Origin of the sequence: Streptomyces sp. NBC_00377, from assembly GCF_036075115.1 — a bacterium.
Taxonomy (GTDB): Bacteria; Actinomycetota; Actinomycetes; order Streptomycetales; family Streptomycetaceae; genus Streptomyces.
Window position 1 is genome coordinate 2,200,838 of the sequence record NZ_CP107958.1, and the last position, 20,185, is coordinate 2,221,022.

Here is a 20,185-nt window from a genome sequence, read left to right on the forward strand (position 1 = left end):
CTGAGCACCCGCAGTGGTACCGCGCTTCCCGAGACCCGCGGTACGTGAGCACGTGATCCGACCACCAGAAGGATTCCCCCATGACCGAGAACCATGATGCGATCGTGACCGAGCCGAAGGCGGCGGAGGCGGGCGGCTGCCCGGTCGCCCACGGTGGTCGCGCCGCGCACCCGACCCAGGGCGGCGGAAACCGCCAGTGGTGGCCGGAGCGGCTCAACCTGAAGATCCTCGCCAAGGACCCCGTCGTGGCGAACCCGCTCGGTGGGGAGTTCGACTACGCCGCGGCGTTCGAGGCCCTCGACCTGGCGGCCGTGAAGCAGGACATCGCCGAGGTGCTGACCACCTCGCAGGACTGGTGGCCCGCCGACTTCGGCAACTACGGCCCGCTGATGGTCCGCATGGCCTGGCACAGCGCCGGCACCTACCGCATCAGCGACGGCCGCGGCGGCGGTGGCCGCGGGCAGCAGCGTTTCGCGCCGCTGAACAGCTGGCCGGACAACGCCAACCTCGACAAGGCCCGCCGTCTGCTGTGGCCGGTCAAGAAGAAGTACGGCCAGTCCATCTCCTGGGCCGACCTCATGATCCTCACGGGCAACGTCGCGCTGGAGACGATGGGCTTCGAGACCTTCGGCTTCGGCGGCGGCCGCGCGGACGTGTGGGAGGCCGACGAGGACGTGTACTGGGGCCCGGAGACCACCTGGCTCGACGACCAGCGCTACACCGGCGACCGTGAGCTGGAGAACCCGCTCGGCGCGGTCCAGATGGGCCTCATCTACGTCAACCCCGAGGGCCCCAACGGCAACCCGGACCCGCTGGCCTCGGCCCGCGACATCCGCGAGACGTTCCGCCGCATGGCGATGAACGACGAGGAGACCGTCGCGCTGATCGCCGGTGGTCACACCTTCGGCAAGACCCACGGCGCCGGTCCGGCGGACCACGTCGGCGACGACCCCGAGGCCGCCGCCCTCGCACAGCAGGGTCTGGGCTGGAAGTCCTCCTACGGCACCGGTAAGGGCGGCGACGCCATCACCAGTGGTCTCGAGGTCACCTGGACCAGCAAGCCCACCCAGTGGAGCAACGACTTCTTCGACATCCTCTTCGGCTTCGAGTGGGAGCTGTCGGAGTCCCCGGCCGGCGCCAAGCAGTGGGTGGCCAAGGGCGCCGAGGCGATCATCCCCGACGCGCACGACGCGTCGAAGAAGAAGCTCCCGACGATGCTCACCACCGACCTGGCGCTGCGCTTCGACCCGATCTACGGTGAGATCTCGCGCCGCTTCCACGAGAACCCGGCCGAGTTCGCGGACGCCTTCTCCCGCGCCTGGTACAAGCTGACCCACCGCGACCTGGGCCCGAAGTCCCTGTACCTCGGCCCGGAGGTCCCGGCGGAGACCCTGCTGTGGCAGGACCCGCTGCCGCAGGCCGAGGGCGAGACCATCGGCGCCGAGGACATCGCGGCCCTCAAGGCCAAGCTGCTCGCCTCCGGGCTGAGCGTCTCTCAGCTGGTGTCCACCGCCTGGGCGTCGGCCTCCACCTTCCGCGGCAGCGACAAGCGCGGCGGCGCCAACGGCGCCCGCATCCGCCTGGAACCGCAGCGCGGCTGGGAGGTCAACAACCCGGACGAGCTGGCCCAGGTGCTGCGCGTCCTCGAGGGAATCCAGGCGGAGTTCAACACCGGCGCGAAGAAGGTCTCGCTGGCCGACCTGATCGTGCTCGGTGGCGCCGCCGCCGTGGAGAAGGCCGCCAAGGACGCCGGTCACGACGTCGAGGTGCCGTTCACGCCGGGCCGGGTGGACGCCTCGCAGGAGCAGACGGACGTCGAGTCGTTCGCCGCGCTCGAGCCGACGGCCGACGGGTTCCGCAACTACCTCGGCAAGGGCAACCGCCTGCCGGCCGAGTTCCTGCTGGTCGACAAGGCGAACCTGCTGACCCTGAGCGCCCCCGAGCTGACGGTCCTCGTCGGTGGGCTGCGCGTGCTGGGCGCCAACCACGCCCAGTCCTCGCACGGTGTGTTCACCGACGCCCCGGGCAAGCTGACGAACGACTTCTTCGTCAACCTGCTCGACCTGGGCACGACCTGGTCGTCGACCTCCGAGGACCAGGCCACGTTCGAGGGCCGTGACGCCGCCACGGGCGAGGTCAAGTGGACCGGCACCCGCGCCGACCTCGTCTTCGGCTCGAACTCCGAACTGCGCGCGCTCGCCGAGGTCTACGCGAGCGACGACGCGAAGGAGAAGTTCGTGCACGACTTCGTCGCGGCGTGGGTCAAGGTCTCCAACCTCGACCGGTTCGACCTGATCTGATCCGGCGCTCCCCGTCAGGGGGGCCGCGAGGAACGGAAAAGCAGCACCTCCAGGGCGCCCCGCCCGGTCCACCGCGGCCGGGCGGGGCGCCCTGGCGCGTTCCCCACCGTGCACCGCCGGGGCCGGGGCGGCTGTTGCCCCGGCCGACTCCTGATGCCGGTGGGGTTGTCGAAACCATTGACGAGGACATGCAGGCCCCCTATCTTCTGGCCGAAGTTACGAACCATGTTCGAAATCCCGGACAGTCAGTTTCGCGGACAAGGGACGGTCCTGTATGCCCCGGAAGTACCGCCGCAGACCCGTGCTCGTCTGCGTGCTGGCCCTTCTCGTCGCCCTCGTGGCGGCGACCCAGCCGGTGTCCGCGGCCGACGGCCGCCCGTACACCAACCCGCTGAAGTCGGCCAAGGGCGCGGACCCCTGGCTGGAGTACTACGACGGCAACTACTACCTGATCACCACGACGTTCACAGGCGTCCTCGGCATACGCAAGGCGCCCACCCTTGCGGGAATCGCCACCGCGCCCACCGTGCAGGTGTGGTCGGACACCACCTCCACCCGCAACACCAACATCTGGGCGCCCGAACTCCACCGGTTCAACGGCCACTGGTACCTGTACTACTCGGCCGGCCAGGGCGGCACCGCCTGCTGCGACTCGCAGCGCACCCACGTGCTGGAGAGCACCGGCACCGATCCGCTGGGCCCGTACACCTACAAGGGCTCCCTCACCGGCTCCAACCTCGATCCGGGCGGCTGGCTGATCGACGCGAGCGTGCTCCAGGCGAACGGAAAGCTGTTCCTCGTCGGGAGCGGTTCCGTGAACGGCAGCAAGCAGAGTCTCGTCATCGCGCCGATGAGCAACCCGTACACGCTGGCCGCCGGCACGTTCACGGTGATCTCCAGCCCCACGCTGAGCTGGGAGACCTCGGGCGCGCCGGTCAACGAGGGACCCGAACCGCTGTATCACGACGGCCGTACGTTCCTGACGTTCTCCGCGAGCTACTGCCAGACCGCCGACTACAAACTGGGCCTGCTGGAGCTGACGGGCAGCGACCCGCTGAACCCGGCGTCCTGGACCAAGAAGCAGACGCCCGTCTTCCAGCGCAGCGACGCCGACGGCGTCTACGGACCGGGCCACAACGGCTTCTTCACCTCACCCGACGGCACCGAGAACTGGATCGTCTACCACGCCAACTCCTCGGCGAGCGGCGGCTGCGGCAACGGCCGTACGACCCGCGCCCAGAAGTTCACCTGGAACGCCGACGGCACGCCGAACTTCGGCACTCCCGTCGCGCTCGGCACGACGCTCCCGGGCCCGTCCGGCGAGACGGCGGCGACCCCGGCGGCGTACACCCTGGTCAACCGCAACAGCGGCAAGTGCCTTGACGTGTCCGGCGGTTCGACCGCCAACGGCACGAACATCCTCCAGTGGACCTGTTCCGGCGGGGCCAACCAGAAGTGGCGGATCGAGGACCAGGGCGACGACACCAGCCGGCTGGTGAACGTGGCCACCGGCTCGGTGATGGACACCGCCGACTGCTCCACCGCCGACGGCGCCGACCTGCGCCAGTGGTCCTGGCTGAACAACAAGTGCCAGCGTTTCCGGCTCGTCTTCACCGCGAGCGGCGACTACGTCCGGCTGGTGGGCGAGAACAGCGGCAAGGTCGCCGACGTGGCGGACTGCGGTACCGCGAACGGCGCCGACGTACGGCAGTGGACCTGGCTGAGCAACACCTGCCAGCAGTGGCGCCTGGTGCCCACCACCTGAGCCCCGGGCCCCCTCCCCGCACAGACATCCCGACGACCCTCCTTCCCCCCTTCTGGAGAACTCCCTTGAGACGCAACGCCGTTCGGCTGCTCCTGGCCGGCCTCGTCGCCCTCGCGGCCGTCCTCACCGGTGTGGGCGCCCCCGCCCAGGCCGCCGTGCCGGACTCCCCCGCGGTGACGTACACCAACCCGGTCGCGGAGAAGCGCGCCGATCCGCACATCTACAAGCACACCGACGGCTACTACTACTTCACCGCCACGGTCCCCGAGTACGACCGCATCGTGCTGCGCCGGGCCACCACCCTCCAGGGGCTGTCGACGGCCCAGGAGGTCACCATCTGGACCAAGCACAGCAGCGGTGTCATGGGCGCCCACATCTGGGCGCCGGAGATCCACTTCATCGACGGCAAGTGGTACGTGTACTTCGCGGCCGGGTCCACCAGTGACGTCTGGGCGATCCGGATGTACGTGCTCGAAGGCACCGGCGCGAACCCGCTCACCGCGGCCTGGACCGAGAAGGGCCAGATCAGGACCACCTGGGAGAGCTTCTCGCTGGACTCCACCACGTTCGTCGTGAACGGGGTCCGCTATCTCGCCTGGGCGCAGCGCAACCCGTCCGAGGACAACAACACCAGTCTGTTCATCGCCAAGATGGCCAACCCCTGGACGATCCAGGGCACTCCGGCGGAGATCTCGCAGCCGACGCTGTCCTGGGAGACGGTCGGCTACAAGGTCAACGAGGGGCCCGCGCTGATCCAGCACGGCGACAAGGTCTTCATGACCTACTCGGCGAGCGCGACCGACGCCAACTACTGCCTGGGGATGCTGACCGCCTCCGCGACGGCCGACCTGACCGCCCCCGCGTCCTGGACGAAGCGCTCTCAGCCCGTCTTCACCACGAACGCCTCGACCTCGCAGTACGGGCCGGGCCACAACTCGTTCACCGTCTCCGAGGACGGCAGGTCCGACATCCTCGTCTACCACGACCGCAGCTACCGGGACATCACCGGTGACCCGCTGAACGACCCCAACCGCCGTACCCGCGTGCAGAAGCTGTACTGGAAGGCGGACGGCACCCCCGACTTCGGCATCCCGGTGGCCGACGGGGTCACCCCGCAGCGCTTCTCCTCGTACAACTACGCGGACCGGTTCGTCCGGCACTGGGAGTACCGCGCCCGCATCGAGGCGAACGTCAGCCCGCTCGCCGACTCGCAGTTCCGGGTGGTGACGGGTCTCACGGGCACCGGCACGGTCTCCCTGGAGTCGGCCAACTTCCCCGGCTACTACCTGCGGCACAAGAACTTCGAGGTGTGGCTGGAGAAGAACGACGGCACGTCGACGTTCGCGTCCGACGCGAGCTTCTACAAGCGGGCCGGTCTCGCCGACTCCGCAGGGGTGTCGTACGAGTCGTACAACAACGCCGGCCGCTACGTCCGCCACTACAACTACCTGCTGTACGTGCAGACCCCGAGCACGGCGACGGACCGGGGCGACGCCACGTTCTACGCCCAGTGAGGGCCGGGTAGCGCATGACGAACCGGACTATACATAAGGTGTATACACCTTATGTATAGTCCAGGCATGCCTTCTCCGACCAGGAAGACGAAGAAAACGGGGGCCGGGTTGCGTGCCGTCGCCGTCTCGGCGGCCGCCACCTGCCTGGCGGTCGCGCTGACCGGCTGCGGCGGCGTCGACGTCACCCGCCCGAGCACCGCCCGCGCCCGCCCCGCGGCCACCACGCAGGCCGCCCGCTTCGGCCCCGTCGACTGCCGGACGGCGAAGTGCATCGCCCTCACCTTCGACGCAGGACCGAGCGAGAACTCGGCCCGCCTGCTCGACATACTGAAGGAGAGACAGGTCCCGGCGACCTTCTTCCTGCTGGGCGAGCGGCACATCGACACCTACCCGGAACTCGTCCGGCGGATGGCTGCCGAGGGGCACGAGGTGGCCAGTCACACCTGGGACCACAAGATCCTCACCCGGATCACGCCGGAGGAGATACGCGAGGAACTCCGGCGCCCGAACGACGAGATAGAGCGCCTCACCGGCCGGCGCCCCACGCTGATGCGCCCGCCCCAGGGCCGCACGGACGAGACCGTGCACGAGATCTGCCGTGAGCTGGGCCTCGCCGAGGTGCTGTGGACGGTGACCGCGAAGGACTACACGACGACCGACTCCACGCTGATACGGCGCCGGGTGCTCGCGCAGGCCGACCGGGACGGCATCATCCTGCTGCACGACATCTACGACGGGACCGTGCCCGCCGTACCGGGGATCATCGACGCGCTCAAGGAGCGGGGCTTCGTCTTCGTGACGGTGCCTCAGCTGCTCGCGCCCGGCACGGCGGTGCCCGGGCAGGTCTACCGCTGACCGGTGACCACACCGCGAAGGTCTGTCCGAACCTGTGAGCCGGAGGGTAATCCGCCGCCGGACCGCTCCGACTCCCTACGATCACCGAGTGGTCATCTTCCAGCTCGAACGCACGGTACCGCTCTCCCCGGACGAGGCCTGGCGCCGTCTGACGGAGTGGTCCCGGCACGGCGACGCGGTACCGCTCACCCGCGTCAGCGCGCTCCCTCCCGGACCCACCCGGGAGGGCACGGTCATCGTGGCCCGTACGGGCCTCGGCCCGCTCGCCTTCGACGACCGGATGGAGGTGACCGAGTGGCAGCCGCCCGCCCAGGACGAGCCGGGCCGCTGCCGGCTGGACAAACGCGGCCGGGTGGTGAGGGGCTGGGCCCGGATCGAGGTCGGTCCGGGCCCCGGCGGGCGGGCCCGGGTGGTCTGGCGCGAGGAGGTACGGGTGCGCTTCCTGCCGTCCCTCTTCGACCCGCTCCTCGGGGCCGCGGCCCGCGCGGTGTTCGGGCGCGCGGTGAACCGGCTGCTCCGCGGACAATGACGGTGCGAGGGCGGTGACCACCGTGTGAGAGTGGGCCCATGACGACAGCTGACGAGGCCGAGGAACTCGCCGTGGACGCCCTGCGCTGGATGCGGGGCACGGCGCGGGACACCGCGGGCGGCGGTCTCGGCTGGCCCGTCGGCCCCTCGGACGACGACGTCGATCCGATGTTCTACAACGGGACGGCCGGGATCGTACCCGCGCTGCTGGAGGCCTGGCGGCACTTCGGCGACGACGCCCACGGCGACACCGCCCTGCGCGCCGCCCGCAGCCTCGCGGACGCCGTCGACGAACACCCCGACGACTCGCTCTACTTCGGGCTGACCGGCATCGCCCTGGTACTGCGGACCGTCCACCGCGAACTCGGCGACGAGGCCGCCGGCGCCGCCGCGGACCGGGCCCTTGAGCGGGTGCGGTCGCGCTTCGACGGAACACGCTGGGGCGAGTTGTTCGAGCTGATGGGCGGCAACGCGGGCATCGGCCTCGGCGCGCTGGCGGCCGGCGAACCCGGCCTCGCCGTCCGGGCGCTGGAGCCGTACCTCAGGACCGCCGAGACCACCGGACGGGGCGGCGTCACCTGGGAGTTCCGGCTCGGCGCGCCCGCCCGGCTGCACCATCTCTCGCACGGCACGCTGGGCATCGCGTACGCCCTTGCCGCCGTCGGTTCCGCCACCGGCCGGGGAGATCTGGTGGACCTCGCGCGGGCCGCCGTGGCGGACGTCGTCGCCCGCGACGAGGACGGCCCGGACGGCTTCCTGGTGCCGCACTCCGACCCGCCCCACCGGCCCGACGTGGTCGAGCGGTTCAGCTACGGCTGGTGTCACGGCCCGGCCGGCGACGCCCAGGTCTTCCGGCTCCTGCGGGACGTGCTCGGCGAGCCCTCCTGGCAGGAGCTCGCCGACCGCTGCTGGCACACCGTGACCCGCTCCGGTCTGCCCGGCCGGCTGCGCCCCGGGTTCTGGGACAACAACGGCCGCTGCTGCGGGACGGCGGGGGTGCTGGCGCTGGCCTGCGACCGGATCGCCGAGCAGGGCGACTCCCCCGGCTTCGCAGGGACGCTCGTGGCGGACCTCGCCTCGCACGCCACCCGGGACGCCGCCGGCGCGCGCTGGTCCAACGTCGACCACCGGGCGACCCCGGGCGGCCTCGAACCGCAGACCGGCTGGGCGATGGGCAACGCGGGCATCGCACGCGAACTGCTGCGTCATGTCAGGCTGAGCAGGGGCGGCGACCCGCGCTACGCGTTCGCCTGGCCGGACCAGCCGGCCGTGCGCGGGACGGCGGCTCAGGCCACCGAGCCGATCCGGCCCGTCGGTACCGAGGTCACGTCGTGATGGATGGGCGTGTGTGCTCCGGCCAATGAGACCCCGCTGCCGCCGCGCCGGTCGGCGACGATCTCCGCGGCGATCGACAGCGCCGTCTCCTCGGGCGTACGGGCGCCCAGGTCGAGTCCGATGGGGGACCGCAGCCGGGCCAGCTCCAGTTCGCTCACGCCCACCTCACGCAGGCGGGCGTTGCGGTCGAGATGGGTGCGCCGGGAGCCCATCGCGCCGACGTAGGCGACCGGCAGCCGCAACGCCAGCCGCAGCAGGGGCACGTCGAACTTGGCGTCGTGGGTGAGGACGCACAGGACGGTCCGGGCGTCCACGTCCGTGCGCTCCAGGTACTCGTGCGGCCACGCGACCACGATCTCGTCGGCCTCCGGGAAACGGGCCCGGGTGGCGAAGACGGGACGGGCGTCGCACACCGTCACCTCGTAGCCCAGGAACTTGCCGACCCGCACCAGCGCCGACGCGAAGTCGATCGCGCCGAACACGATCATCCGGGGCGGAGGGACGGACGACTCGACCAGAACCGTGAGCGGCGCCCCGCAGCGCGAGCCCTGCTCGCCGATCTCCAGGGTGCCGGTGCGTCCGGCGTCGAGGAAGGCGCCGGCCTCGGCCGCGACCGTGCGGTCCAGCTCCGGATGGGCGCCGAAGCCGCCCTCGTACGCCTCGCCGCCGTCGCCGCCGCCGTCGTCGTCGTGGCCGTCGGTGGGGCCGTCGGTGGGGCGGCGCACGAGCAGCGCGCGGCCGACGAGGTCCGCCGGGCCCGCCACGATCCTCGCCAGCGCCGCCGCCCGGCCGGAGGCGGCGGCCTCGAGACCGGCCGCGACCACCGGGCGGACGCGGTCGCCGGCCCGCACCGGGGTGACGAGTATGTCGATGACCCCGCCGCAGGTGAGCCCCACGGCGAAGGCGTCGTCGTCGTTGTAGCCGAAACGCTGGAGGACGGACTCCCCGTCCTCCAGTGTCTGCCGGCACAGCTCGTACACCGCGCCCTCCACACAACCGCCGGAGACCGAGCCGATCGCCGTGCCGTCGGCGTCGACGGCGAGCGCGGCGCCCGGCCGGCGGGGCGCGCTGCCGCCGACGGCCACCACGGTGGCGACGGCGAAGTCACGGCACTGCCCGACCCACCGGTTCAGCTCCTCGGCGATGTCCAGCATCTCTGGTTCTCCTTGACTGCGGTGGTGCGGAGGGTGGCGGTCGGCGGGCGGGCGGGACGGCTAGTGCACGCCCAGCCAGCTCTCGATCGGGTGGAGGGCGAAGTAGACCAGGAAGATCACCGTCAGCCCCCACATGAACGCGCCGATCTCCCGCGCCCTGCCCTGGGCGGTCCTGATGGCGACGTAGGAGATGACTCCCGCGGCGACACCGGTGGTGATGGTGTAAGTGAACGGCATCAGGACGACGGTCAGGAAGACGGGAATCGCGGTCGCCCGGTCGGCCCAGTCGACGTGCCGGGCGTTCATCAGCATCATCGCGCCGATGACAACCAGGGCGGCGGAGGCGACCTCCTGCGGGACGATCGCGGTGAGCGGGGTGAAGAACAGACAGGCCGCGAAGAAGGCGCCCGTGACGACCGAGGCGAGACCTGTGCGGGCCCCCTCGCCCACGCCGGTCGCCGACTCGATGAACACGGTCTGGCCGGAGCCGCCCGCGAGCCCGCCTATCGCTCCGCCCGCGCCGTCGATGAACAGTGCCTTGGACAGACCCGGCATCCGGCCCTTGTCGTCGGCGAGCCCTGCCTCGGTGCCGACGCCGATGATGGTGGCCATCGCGTCGAAGAAGCCTGCGAGGACCAGCGTGAAGACGATCATGCCGACGGTCATCGCGCCGACCTCGCCCCAGCCGCCGAACTCCACGTCCCCGAAGAGTGAGAAGTCGGGCATCGAGACCGCGCTGCCGTGCAGTTCGGGGGCGCCGCCCGCCCACTGCTTCGGATCGACCACCCCGGTGGCGTTGAGGACCGCGGCGACGGCGGTGCCGGCGACGATGCCGACGAGGATGGCGCCGGGGATGTTCCGGGCCTGGAGCATGAAGATCAGCAGGAGGGTGCCGGCGAACAGCAGCACCGGCCAGCCCGCGAGTTCACCGGCCGGGCCGAGGGTGACCGGAGTGGCCTCCCCCCGGTGGACGAAGCCGGACTTGTAGAAGCCGATGAGTGCGATGAACAGGCCGATGCCCATGGTGATGCCGTGCTTGAGAGCGAGCGGGATCGCGTTCATGATCATCTCGCGCAGGCCGGTGACGACCAGCAGCATGATGACGACGCCGTACATCACGCACATGCCCATCGCCTGCGGCCAGGTCATCTGCGGGGCGACCTGGGAGGACAGCACGCCGGAGACGGAGAGGCCGGCGGCCAGGGCCAGGGGCACCTTGCCGAAGAAGCCCATCAGCAGCGTGGTCAGGGCGGCGGCGAAGGCGGTCGCGGTGATCAGGGCCTGCCGGCCGAGGGTGTCGCCCGCCACGTCCTTGCCGGACAGGATCAGGGGGTTGAGCAGCAGGATGTACGCCATCGCCATGAAGGTGGTGACGCCGCCGCGCACTTCGCGCCCGGCCGTGGTCCCCCGCTCGGACATGTGGAAGTACCTGTCGAGCCAGGACCGTCCGGCCGGGACGCGGGTGCCTTCGCCCACGTCCTCGGCTGTGGTCCTCGGCTCCAGGGACTGGTGGGTCATGGGCCATCTCCCAAGGTTCAAAGGGACACCCGCGTGGCCGATGCGGCCGGTTGCGGGATTTGGGAATGGACGACCCGGGGGACGGCCCGAGACGAACAAGGGGGTCCGGGAGGTGCGGCAGGGTGCGGCACCCCCCGGGCGACAGCGGCTCAGACCCCTTGGGGTCCCGTTCCGGTGAGATGCTCCGGACGTACCGGTGTGCGGTTGAGCTCGAGCCCGGTCGCGTTCCGGATGGCCGCGAGGACCGCCGGAGTCGACGACAGGGTGGGTGCCTCGCCGACACCACGGAGCCCGTAGGGGGCGTGGTCGTCGGCGAGTTCGAGCACGTCGACGGGGATCGTCGGCGTGTCGAGAATCGTGGGGATCAGGTAGTCCGTGAAGGACGGGTTCCTGACCTTCGCCGTCCTGGGATCGACGATGATCTCCTCCATGACCGCCATGCCCAGACCCTGGGTCGTACCGCCCTGGATCTGACCGATCACGGACAGCGGGTTGAGCGCCTTGCCGACGTCCTGCACACAGGCCAGCTCGATGACCTTCACCAGGCCGAGCTCGGTGTCCACCTCGACGACGGCGCGATGCGCGGCGAACGAGTACTGGACGTGCCCGTTGCCCTGCCCGGTGCGCAGGTCGAACGGCTCGGTGGGCCGGTGCCGCCACTCCGCCTCGACCTCGACGCTCTCGTCCTCGAGCACGTCGGCCAGGTCGGCGAGGACCTCACCGCCGTCGGTGACGACCTTGCCGCCCTCCAGGAGCAGCTCGGCGGTGGCCCAGGCGGGGTGGTAGGAGCCGAACCTACGACGTCCGATCTCCAGGACCTTCTCCCGGACGAGCTCGCAGGAGTTCTTGACGGCGCCGCCGGTGACGTACGTCTGCCGGGAGGCCGAGGTCGAACCCGCGCTGCCCACCTGCGTGTTGGCGGGGTGGATCGTCACCTGGGCGACGCCCAGCTCGGTGCGGGCGATCTGCGCGTGCACGGTGACACCGCCCTGGCCGACCTCCGCCATGGCCGTGTGGACGGTCGCGACGGGCTCACCCCCGACGACCTCCATGCGCACCCTGGCGGTCGAGTAGTCGTCGAAGCCCTCGGAGAAGCCGACGTTCTTGATGCCGACCGCGTAGCCGATCCCCCGTACGACGCCTTCGCCGTGCGTGGTGTTGGACAGACCGCCGGGCAGCTGCCGTACGTCGGCGCCCTCGCTGCTCTCCCACTGGCGTTCCGGAGGGAGCGGCATCGCCTTGACGCGGCGCAGGATCTCGGCGACCGGCGCCGGGGAGTCGACCGGCTGGCCGGTCGGCAGCAGGGTCCCCTGCTCCATCGCGTTGAGCCGGCGGAACTCCACCGGGTCCATGCCCAGTTCCGCGGCGACCTTGTCCATCTGCGCCTCGTAGGCGAAGCACGCCTGGACCGCGCCGAAGCCACGCATCGCGCCGCAGGGCGGGTTGTTGGTGTAGAGGGCGATGGCCTCGACCTCGACGTCGTCGACGACGTACGGGCCGACGCCGAGCGAGGAGGCGTTGCCGACGACGGCCGGGCTGGCCGAGGCGTACGCGCCGCCGTCGAGGACGATGCGGCACTTGACGTGGGTCAGCTTGCCGTCGCGGGTGGCGCCGTGCTCGTAGGTGAGCTTCGCCGGGTGGCGGTGGACATGCCCGAAGAAGGACTCGAAACGGTTGTAGACGATCTTGACGGGCTTGCCGGTGCGCAGGGCCAGCAGACAGGCGTGGATCTGCATCGACAGGTCCTCGCGGCCGCCGAACGCGCCGCCGACGCCGGCCAGCGTCATCCGCACCTTCCTCTCGGGCAGGCCGAGGACGGGCGCGATCTGGCGCAGGTCGGAGTGGAGCCACTGGGTGGCGACGTAGAGGTGGACGCCACCGTCCTCCTCGGGCACGGCGAGGCCGGACTCGGGGCCGAGGAACGCCTGGTCCTGCATGCCGAAGGTGTACTCGCCCCTGACCACGACGTCGGCGCGCGCGGCGGCCGCGGTGGCGTCGCCCCGGATGATCGGCTGGCGGTGGACGATGTTGGGGTGGGCGACGTGACCGATGTGGTGGTCGTCGCGGCCCTCGTGGATCAGGATCGCGTCCGGGGCGGTCGCCGAGGCCTCGTCGGTGATGACGGGCAGTTCGCGGTACTCGACCCTGATCTTGGCGGCGGCACGGCGGGCGGTCTCCGGGTGGTCGGCGGCGACGATCGCGACCGGCTCGCCGTGGTGCCGGACCTTGCCGTGGGCCAGGACCGGCGTGTCCTGGATCTCCAGACCGTAGTTCTTCACGTCGGTCGGCAGGTCGTCGTACGTCATGATGGCGTGGACGCCGGGGGTGGCGAGGGCCTCGGAGGTGTCGATCGAGACGATCTCGGCGTGGGCGACCGTGGAGCGCAGGATCTGGCCCCAGAGCATGTCCTCGTGCCACAGGTCGGACGAGTACGCGAACTCGCCGGTGACCTTGAGGGTGCCGTCGGGGCGGAGCGTGGACTCCCCGACGCCGCCCTTGGTCGGGGAGCCCTGGGTGACCTTGGTGGGAGTACCGAGGGGGGCACCGCCCGCTCGAGCGAAACCGGGAGTGGGAGAAGGCATCGTCAGACCGCCTCTGCCTGCCGGGCGGCCGCGAGGCGGACCGCGTCCATGATCTTCTCGTAGCCGGTGCACCGGCAGAGGTTGCCGGAGAGCGCCTCGCGGATGTCCGCGTCGGTCGGGTTCGGGTTGTGTTCCAGCATCTCGTCGGCGGCGACCAGCAGGCCTGGTGTGCAGAAGCCGCACTGGACGGCGCCGGCGTCGATGAACGCCTGCTGGATCGGGGCGAGGTCGATCCCCCCGCCGGCCTGCGAGTCGGCGCCCTCGGTCTGCGGGCCACCGGCAACGGCGGAGGCCCCGAAAGCGCCCGTCGTGCCGCAGGAACCGGTTCCGCAGTCGCCGTGCCCGGCTCGCTCGGCGCGCTGCCTGGCGTAGTCGGCGAGACCCTCGACGGTCACGATGTCACGGCCCTCGGCCTGTCCGGCGGCGACCAGGCAGGAACACACCGGGACGCCGTCCAGCCGGACCGTGCACGAGCCGCACTCGCCCTGCTCGCAGGCGTTCTTCGAACCCGGCAGCCCGAGCCGCTCACGCAGCACGTAGAGCAGGCTCTCGCCCTCCCAGACGTCGTCGGCTTCCTGCGGACGTCCGTTGACGGTGAAGTTGACACGCATCACGCGGCTCCCTTCGCGGTGCGGCGGGCGCCGCGGTACGACTCCCAGGTCCAGGTCAGCGTGCGGCGGGCCATGACGCCCACGGCGTGCCGGCGGTAGCTCGCCGTCCCCCGGACGTCGTCGATCGGGTTGCAGGCGGCGGCGCACAGGTCGGCGAACTGCTTGGCGACCGACGGGGTGATGATCTTCCCGTTGTCCCAGAAGCCGCCTTCTTCGAGCGCGGCGTCGAGGAACTCCTCGGCGGTCTTCGCCCGGACGGGGGTGGGCGCGGCCGAGCCGATGCCGGTACGGACGGTCCGGGACCCCGGGTGCAGTGCGATCCCGAAGGCGCAGACGGCGATGACCATGGCGTTGCGGGTACCCACCTTGGAGTACTGCTGCGGGCCGTCGGCCTTCTTGATGTGGACGGCGCGGATCAGCTCGTCGGGGGCGAGCGCGTTGCGCTTCACCCCGGTGTAGAAGTCGTCGATCGGGATCCGCCGGGTGCCGCGGACCGACTCCGCCTCGACCTCGGCGCCGGCCGCCAGCAGGGCGGGGTGGGCGTCGCCGGCCGGGGAGGCGGTGCCGAGGTTGCCGCCGACGCCGCCGCGGTTGCGGATCTGGGGGGAGGCCACGGTGTGCGAGGCGAGGGCGAGGCCCGGCAGCTCGGCGCGCAGGTTCTCCATGATCCGGGTGTACGGGACCGAGGCGCCGAGCCGTACGCTCTCCTCGCCGACCTCCCACTCGTAGAGGTCACCGACGCGGTTGAGGTCGAGCAGGTACTCGGGCCTGCGGTGGTCGAAGTTGATCTCGACCATCACATCGGTGCCACCCGCAATCGGCACAGCGGTGGGGTGCTCGGCCTTCGCGGCGAGCGCCTCCTCCCAGCTGGCGGGGCGAAGGAAGTCCATGACCGGCTCTCTTCTTCGTCTCGTGAGTCGTGAGTCGTCTCGATCGAGCCAGAATCGGGTGCGGCGGGCCCGGCTCGTACATGTGGTGTTCACGTGGAGTGAGGCCAGTACACAGCGCCTTGCTCCGACCGGGTCAGTCACCGAAACCATGAAGGAGTTGGCTGGTCCACCCGGCCATCTTGTAGATTCGTATGAAGGAAGGCCCTCGGTAACCTCCTCGTTTTCCTGTGGAAACGCGGGGAACGACCTGGCGATCGAAGAATGCGGTGCGTGACGGTCCGCCGCGCGGGCCGGGCCCCCGGGCGGCGGCGCCGACGCAGGCCCGCTGCCCCACGACCCTGAAGATCCATCGTAGTTTTCGAGACAAAGAACGGCGGCGACGAGATGCGGCTGCGCGCACTGCTGGACACCGACGCGCTGGGCCTCAGGCTCCTCGGCGGCGAGGACGAGCTGGACCGCGCGGTACGGGGTGTCATGACCACCGACCTGCGGGACCCCAGCCGCTACCTCTCCGGGGGTGAGCTGGTGCTGACGGGCCTGGCATGGCGCCGGGACGCGGCGGACTCCGAGCCGTTCGTGCGGATCCTGGTGCAGGCCGGGGTGGCCGCGCTCGCGGCCGGCGAGGCGGAGCTCGGCGCCGTGCCGGAGGACCTGGCCGTGGCCTGTGCCCGGCACCGACTCCCGTTGTTCGCGGTGCACGAGTCGGTGGCCTTCGCGACGATCACCGAGCACGTCGTACGGCAGGTGTCCGGCGAGCGCGCCGGGGACCTCGCGGCCGTCGTGGACCGCCACCGGCGGATGATGACGTCGGGCCCGGCGGGCGGCGGCCCGGACGTGGTCCTGGACCTGCTCGGCTCCGATCTGGACCTGCGCGCCTGGGTGCTGTCCCCCACCGGCCGGCTCATCGCGGCCCCCGAGCCGGCCGGCCCCGTCCTGTCGCCCGAGGCCTGCGCCGAGCTGGCGGCGGAGCACCTGGGGGCCGTCCGCACCGGGCGGCGCGGGCCGCACCGGGTGGTCCTGGGCCAGACGACGTTCTCGCTGTTCCCGATCCGCGGCGGCGGGCGCGCTCCACAGACCTCGCCCAACCCCCGGGCGGAACGTGACGTACGCGAGGGCGTCCTGTCGGACTGGCTGCTGGCCGTCGAGGCGGACGCCGGGGACTGGGCGGACGAGCGCCTGGACCTGCTCCAGGGCGTCACCCAGCTGATCGCCGTCGAACGGGACCGCCGGGACGCCGCGCGCACGGTGCGCAGGCGGCTCGCGCAGGAGGTGCTGGAGCTGGTCCAGACGGGCGCGGCGCCGACGGAGATCGCCGCCCGTCTGCGGGTGGCCGCTCCGGTGCTGCTGCCGGGCCTCGGGGCCGCCCCGCACTGGCAGGTGGTCGTGGCCCGGGTCGAGTGGGACGAAGGCGGCCCGGAGGCCGGTCCGGTCGCCCAGTCGCTCCTGGAGGAGATCCTGGTCGACCCGCTCGCCACCGGACCCGAACCCTCCGACCGCATCGCCGTGGCCCACACGGGCGACGAGGCCGTCGCCCTGGTCCCGTTGCCGGCGGTGTCGAGCGAGCACGACGGCTCCGAGACGGGCGTCCTCGCCGACGCGCTCCTGGCGGCCGTACGGGAGCCGCTGTCGTCCGGCCTCGACGGCGACGGCCGGCTCACGCTGGGCGTCAGCGCCGCCGTGCACTCGGCCGAGGGGTTGCGCGGGGCGCTGGAGGAGGCACGGCACGCGCGGCGTGTGGCCGCCGCCCGTCCCGGCCGGGTCTGCGCCGCGGGCCACCAGGAACTGGCCTCGCACGTGCTGCTGCTCCCGTTCGTCCCGGACGATGTGCGCAAGGCGTTCACCGCCCGTCTCCTGGACCCCCTGCGCGACTACGACCGGCGTCACCGTGCCGAGCTGATTCCGACGCTGGAGGCGTTCCTCGAGTGTGACGGGTCGTGGACCCGGTGCGCGTCCCGTCTGCACCTGCACGTCAACACGCTGCGCTACCGGGTCGGGCGGATCGAGCAGTTGACGAGCCGTGACCTCTCGCGGCTGGAGGACAAGCTGGACTTCTTCCTGGCACTGCGGATGAGCTGACCGGACCGCCCCGACCGTCACCCCTCGGACGCGCCCCGCCGGATCTTCCGGGCGCGGAGACCCACGACTTTGTGAAATCCTTCACCCGCCCCCTTGGCCCGGCCCTGCGATCCGTGCTGAGATGCGGCCACCACTCAAAGCTCGACGGCGCGCTCGGGGAGGGCAACGTGGCGTACACCGCCATGTCTGGTACCGGAACGACCTCAGGTGACGATCCCCTCCAGACCGCGGTATGGCGGCTGCGCTCGCGTGCCTGCTGGACCGACGCGGCGGCGCTGATCCCGCCCGGCAGCGCGGCGGGCGCGATCCAGCGGGCCTCGCTGCTCGTGGAACGGTGCCTGTACACCGAGCAGGGCTGGCAGGACGCCGAGGACGCCCTGCGCACGGCGGAGGCACTCGCCCACGACGACGAGGAGCGCGGCGCGGCCGCTTGTGAACGCGGGCAACTTGCCTACGCGGCCACGCTGCACGGTGTGCGCGACCGAGTGGACGAGGCACGGGCCGCGCTCGGCCGGGCGGCGGCGCTGATCCCGCCGGACGCGGCCGGACGGGCGCTGCTGGACTTCCGCCGGGGTCTGCTCGCGGAGAACATCTCGCGTTCCCCGCAGGCCGCGAGGGCCGCGTACCGGAGGGCCCACACGGCGGCCGCGGCCCACTCGGACTCGCTGCTGCTGTCGTTCACCTGGCGCCACCTCGCCGGACTCGCCCTGCGTGACGGCGAGGTGGCGGAGGCCAGGCACGGCTTCGCCGAATCCCTGCGTATCCGGGAGGAGTTGGGCTACCTGGTCGGAACCGCCCCGGCGCTCGCCTCGCTCGCGGACGCGGAAGTCGACCCGGAGGCCTCCCGGTTGCGGGAGGAGGCGCGACGGCTGTTCCGGCTCCTCGGCGGCGTACCGACCTGGCTGGCCCGCCAGTTGGCGCCCCCGGCCACCCCGAGCCCGTCCGGAGTGTGAGGACGAGGGCCCGTCCGGATGGGCCGGGCTCGTGCGGGCGGACGGGATCCGGGGCGGCGGTCTCCACGGCCCCGGCGGTCAGCTCAAGCGCCCGGACCAGTGAAGTGCCCGCGCACCAGTGCCTGCGCGGCGTCCGGCTCCCCCGCCGTCAGCGCCTCCAACATCGCCATGTGCTCCGCCGCGTCGGCCACGAGATCCGTCCGCCCGCGCCGCACCGTCCCGCCGGCCAGCGGCCACTGCGAGCGCCGGTGCAGATCATCGGCGAAGCCGACCAGCTGTTCGTTGCCGGACAGGGCGAGCACCGCCCTGTGGAAGACCCGGTCGGCCTCCGCGTACGTGGCCGGGCAGCCCGAGGCGGCCGCGCGCACACTCGCCTCCCCGAGGGGCCGCAGCTCCGCCCAGCGTTCGGCGGGCACCGTACGCGTGAGCCGCAGCATCACGGGTACCTCGATCAGCGCCCGCACCTCGGCCAGCTCGGCCAGCTCGCGCGCGCCTCGCACGATCACCCGGAACCCCCGGTTGGGGACGACCTCGACGGCGCCCTCCAGGGCGAGCTGCTGCATCGCCTCGCGGACCGGCGTCGCGGAGACCCCGAAGCGCTCGCCGAGGACGGGCGCGGAGTACACCTCGCCGGGCAGCAGTTCCCCGCCGACGAGCGCGGTGCGCAGGGCGTCGAGGATCTGGCCGCGCACCGAGGAGCGCTGGACGACCGGGCGCGGGACGGGCGTCTCGCTGTGCGTGTGCTCGCCGCGCGCCGCGCCCGTGGGGGCGCATCTCGCGCGGTCCGCGCCTTCGCCGTACTCGTCGGCGCCCCGCGACTGCGCAGGCACCCTGGCACGGCCGGCGGCCTCCGGCGATCCGGTACCGGTGGAGCCCTGCGCACTCCGCTCCACGGGTCCTCCTCCGGCCTTGTCGGTACTTGGGGTCATTACGGCGGGTTGTTACTCGTCCGTCAAGCACCTTAGGCGTACTGGCCGTCAGTTCAAATCCCGGCGATACCGGGTAAGGTAAGGCTTACCTCCAGTCGCTCCGGAAACGGCGGTCCCGGCATGCCCACAGCTCCGTCGGCCACAGCGGAGGCCTACGCCCGCCTCACGGAGGTCCTCCCGGACCTGACCGTCACGGAGCTGGCGCACGGGGAACCGTTTCCGCAGGGCGGCGGCTGGGTCACGGCGGCCGGGCTCGCGGCGGGCGGAGCGGCCCTGGAGGCCTTCCTGGCCTGGGACGACGCCCAGGTCGTCCGCGACTACGGCCGACCGGCCCGCCCGGACGTCGTCGCCAGTTTCGGACTGCACCGGTACGCCTGGCCGGCCTGTCTGCTGATCACCGTCCCCTGGTTCCTGCACCGCCGGGTGCCCCGCTTCCCCGTGACGCACGTCTCGTACGACCGCACCGGCGACCGCATGCGGATGGCCGTGCGTCCGGCCCCCTCCTTCGCCTGCCTGCCCGGCGATCCGGCTGCGCTGCTGCCCGGCGCCCGGGTGGTCCCGGACGAGGAGGCGCTGCGGGCGGAGGTACGGGCGGCGGTGGCCGAGCACCACGAACCGGTGCTCGCCGGGTTCGGCCCGCCGGCGCGACGCCGCGGCCGCGCCCTGTGGGGCATGGTGACCGACGAGATCGTCGAAGGCCTCTGGTACGTCGCCGGGCTGCTCGGCGAGGACGAGGAGAACCGGGCACGAAGGGAACTGGAGCTGCTCCTGCCGGGCGCCACCCGGCCCTACGTCGGCTCGGCGTCCTTCCGCGAGCTGACCGGACCGGACGGCGCGACCCTGCCCACCCGGGACCGGGCGAGCTGCTGCATGTTCTACACGGTGCGCCCCGAGGACACCTGCGCCACCTGCCCGCGCACCTGCGACGCGGACCGCGTCACCAAGCTCACCGCGTCCGTCGCGAGTTGAGGCAGCCTCAGACACCCCCCGGGAGCAGGGCGACAGCGGGCGTCCCCTAAGATCACCCGGACGAGATCCCTCCCAGGGTTACAGGCGCTTCACAATTTCCTCACCTGCCCCGGGAACTTTCCGTGGAACCACCCGTACGGTTAGTCTTATTCGAACTCAACTCCCGCCCCTCAAGCGGCAGTTCGAGCAGAACGTCGCCCTGGGCA

General features: G+C 71.7%; 15 protein-coding genes. 9 read left to right on the forward strand and 6 right to left on the reverse strand.

Annotated features, from left to right (window positions below; all coding sequences use genetic code 11):
* Positions 1-80 precede the first annotated feature (80 nt).
* From katG to OHS71_RS10020, 6 genes are all read left to right on the forward strand, one after another.
* Complete coding sequence (katG, locus tag OHS71_RS09995; protein ID WP_328478961.1) at positions 81-2,300, forward strand: catalase/peroxidase HPI; 2,220 nt, start codon at positions 81-83, stop codon at positions 2,298-2,300.
* Positions 2,301-2,574: 274 nt separating this feature from the next.
* On the forward strand, positions 2,575-4,065 hold the full coding sequence (locus tag OHS71_RS10000; protein ID WP_328478963.1) for a family 43 glycosylhydrolase: 1,491 nt from the start codon (positions 2,575-2,577) through the stop codon (positions 4,063-4,065).
* A gap of 65 nt (positions 4,066-4,130) precedes the next feature.
* Positions 4,131-5,579 (forward strand): family 43 glycosylhydrolase, encoded by a 1,449-nt coding sequence (locus OHS71_RS10005; protein WP_328478965.1) that lies wholly within the window; start codon positions 4,131-4,133, stop codon positions 5,577-5,579.
* A gap of 66 nt (positions 5,580-5,645) precedes the next feature.
* A complete protein-coding gene (locus OHS71_RS10010; protein WP_328478967.1) occupies positions 5,646-6,434 on the forward strand; it encodes a polysaccharide deacetylase family protein in 789 nt (262 codons plus the stop codon).
* Positions 6,435-6,522: 88 nt separating this feature from the next.
* The gene (locus tag OHS71_RS10015; protein WP_328478969.1) at positions 6,523-6,963 is read left to right on the forward strand and encodes an SRPBCC family protein; all 441 of its coding nucleotides are present in this window, start codon (positions 6,523-6,525) and stop codon (positions 6,961-6,963) included.
* A 38-nt stretch (positions 6,964-7,001) separates the two neighbouring features.
* A complete protein-coding gene (locus OHS71_RS10020) occupies positions 7,002-8,297 on the forward strand; it encodes a lanthionine synthetase LanC family protein (RefSeq protein WP_328478971.1) in 1,296 nt (431 codons plus the stop codon).
* On the opposite strand, the gene OHS71_RS10025 is transcribed toward OHS71_RS10020, so the two are convergent.
* From OHS71_RS10025 to OHS71_RS10045, 5 genes are all read right to left on the reverse strand, one after another.
* The gene (locus OHS71_RS10025) at positions 8,249-9,451 is read right to left on the reverse strand and encodes an XdhC family protein (RefSeq protein ID WP_328478973.1); all 1,203 of its coding nucleotides are present in this window, start codon (positions 9,449-9,451) and stop codon (positions 8,249-8,251) included. The genes OHS71_RS10020 and OHS71_RS10025 overlap by 49 nt on opposite strands.
* 60 nt (positions 9,452-9,511) lie before the next feature.
* Positions 9,512-10,969, reverse strand: a complete 1,458-nt coding sequence (locus OHS71_RS10030) for an NCS2 family permease (RefSeq protein WP_328478975.1) — start codon at positions 10,967-10,969, stop codon at positions 9,512-9,514.
* A 149-nt stretch (positions 10,970-11,118) separates the two neighbouring features.
* Positions 11,119-13,551, reverse strand: a complete 2,433-nt coding sequence (locus tag OHS71_RS10035; RefSeq protein ID WP_328478977.1) for a xanthine dehydrogenase family protein molybdopterin-binding subunit — start codon at positions 13,549-13,551, stop codon at positions 11,119-11,121.
* A gap of 2 nt (positions 13,552-13,553) precedes the next feature.
* Positions 13,554-14,162, reverse strand: coding sequence for a (2Fe-2S)-binding protein (locus tag OHS71_RS10040; RefSeq protein WP_328478979.1), 609 nt, complete (start codon positions 14,160-14,162; stop codon positions 13,554-13,556).
* Positions 14,162-15,052 (reverse strand): FAD binding domain-containing protein, encoded by an 891-nt coding sequence (locus OHS71_RS10045; protein WP_328478981.1) that lies wholly within the window; start codon positions 15,050-15,052, stop codon positions 14,162-14,164. The genes OHS71_RS10040 and OHS71_RS10045 overlap by 1 nt, the downstream gene beginning before the upstream one ends.
* Positions 15,053-15,436: 384 nt before the next feature.
* Between OHS71_RS10045 and OHS71_RS10050 the strand changes: the two genes are divergently transcribed.
* Positions 15,437-17,128 carry a PucR family transcriptional regulator gene (locus tag OHS71_RS10050; RefSeq protein ID WP_328478983.1) on the forward strand — a complete coding sequence of 564 codons (1,692 nt, stop codon included), beginning with the start codon at positions 15,437-15,439 and terminating at the stop codon, positions 17,126-17,128.
* Between the two features lie 167 nt (positions 17,129-17,295).
* Positions 17,296-18,081: a hypothetical protein gene (locus OHS71_RS10055; protein WP_328478985.1), complete on the forward strand. Its 786-nt coding sequence runs from the start codon at positions 17,296-17,298 to the stop codon at positions 18,079-18,081.
* Positions 18,082-18,164: 83 nt separating this feature from the next.
* On the opposite strand, the gene OHS71_RS10060 is transcribed toward OHS71_RS10055, so the two are convergent.
* A complete protein-coding gene (locus OHS71_RS10060) occupies positions 18,165-18,974 on the reverse strand; it encodes a GntR family transcriptional regulator (RefSeq protein WP_328478987.1) in 810 nt (269 codons plus the stop codon).
* A gap of 156 nt (positions 18,975-19,130) precedes the next feature.
* Between OHS71_RS10060 and OHS71_RS10065 the strand changes: the two genes are divergently transcribed.
* On the forward strand, positions 19,131-19,979 hold the full coding sequence (locus OHS71_RS10065; RefSeq protein ID WP_328478989.1) for a (2Fe-2S)-binding protein: 849 nt from the start codon (positions 19,131-19,133) through the stop codon (positions 19,977-19,979).
* Positions 19,980-20,185 lie beyond the last annotated feature (206 nt).

Bases quoted from the DNA above. Each gene is read 5' to 3' on its own strand.
- OHS71_RS10065 (WP_328478989.1), top strand. From the start codon at position 19,131: ATGCCCACAGCTCCGTCGGCCACAGCGGAGGCCTACGCCCGCCTCACG.
- OHS71_RS10050 (WP_328478983.1), top strand. From the start codon at position 15,437: ATGCGGCTGCGCGCACTGCTGGACACCGACGCGCTGGGCCTCAGGCTC.
- OHS71_RS10010 (WP_328478967.1), top strand. From the start codon at position 5,646: ATGCCTTCTCCGACCAGGAAGACGAAGAAAACGGGGGCCGGGTTGCGT.
- OHS71_RS10035 (WP_328478977.1), bottom strand. From the start codon at position 13,551: ATGCCTTCTCCCACTCCCGGTTTCGCTCGAGCGGGCGGTGCCCCCCTC.
- OHS71_RS10020 (WP_328478971.1), top strand. From the start codon at position 7,002: ATGACGACAGCTGACGAGGCCGAGGAACTCGCCGTGGACGCCCTGCGC.
- OHS71_RS10045 (WP_328478981.1), bottom strand. From the start codon at position 15,052: ATGGACTTCCTTCGCCCCGCCAGCTGGGAGGAGGCGCTCGCCGCGAAG.
- OHS71_RS10030 (WP_328478975.1), bottom strand. From the start codon at position 10,969: ATGACCCACCAGTCCCTGGAGCCGAGGACCACAGCCGAGGACGTGGGC.
- katG (WP_328478961.1), top strand. From the start codon at position 81: ATGACCGAGAACCATGATGCGATCGTGACCGAGCCGAAGGCGGCGGAG.
- OHS71_RS10040 (WP_328478979.1), bottom strand. From the start codon at position 14,162: ATGCGTGTCAACTTCACCGTCAACGGACGTCCGCAGGAAGCCGACGAC.
- OHS71_RS10000 (WP_328478963.1), top strand. From the start codon at position 2,575: ATGCCCCGGAAGTACCGCCGCAGACCCGTGCTCGTCTGCGTGCTGGCC.
- OHS71_RS10025 (WP_328478973.1), bottom strand. From the start codon at position 9,451: ATGCTGGACATCGCCGAGGAGCTGAACCGGTGGGTCGGGCAGTGCCGT.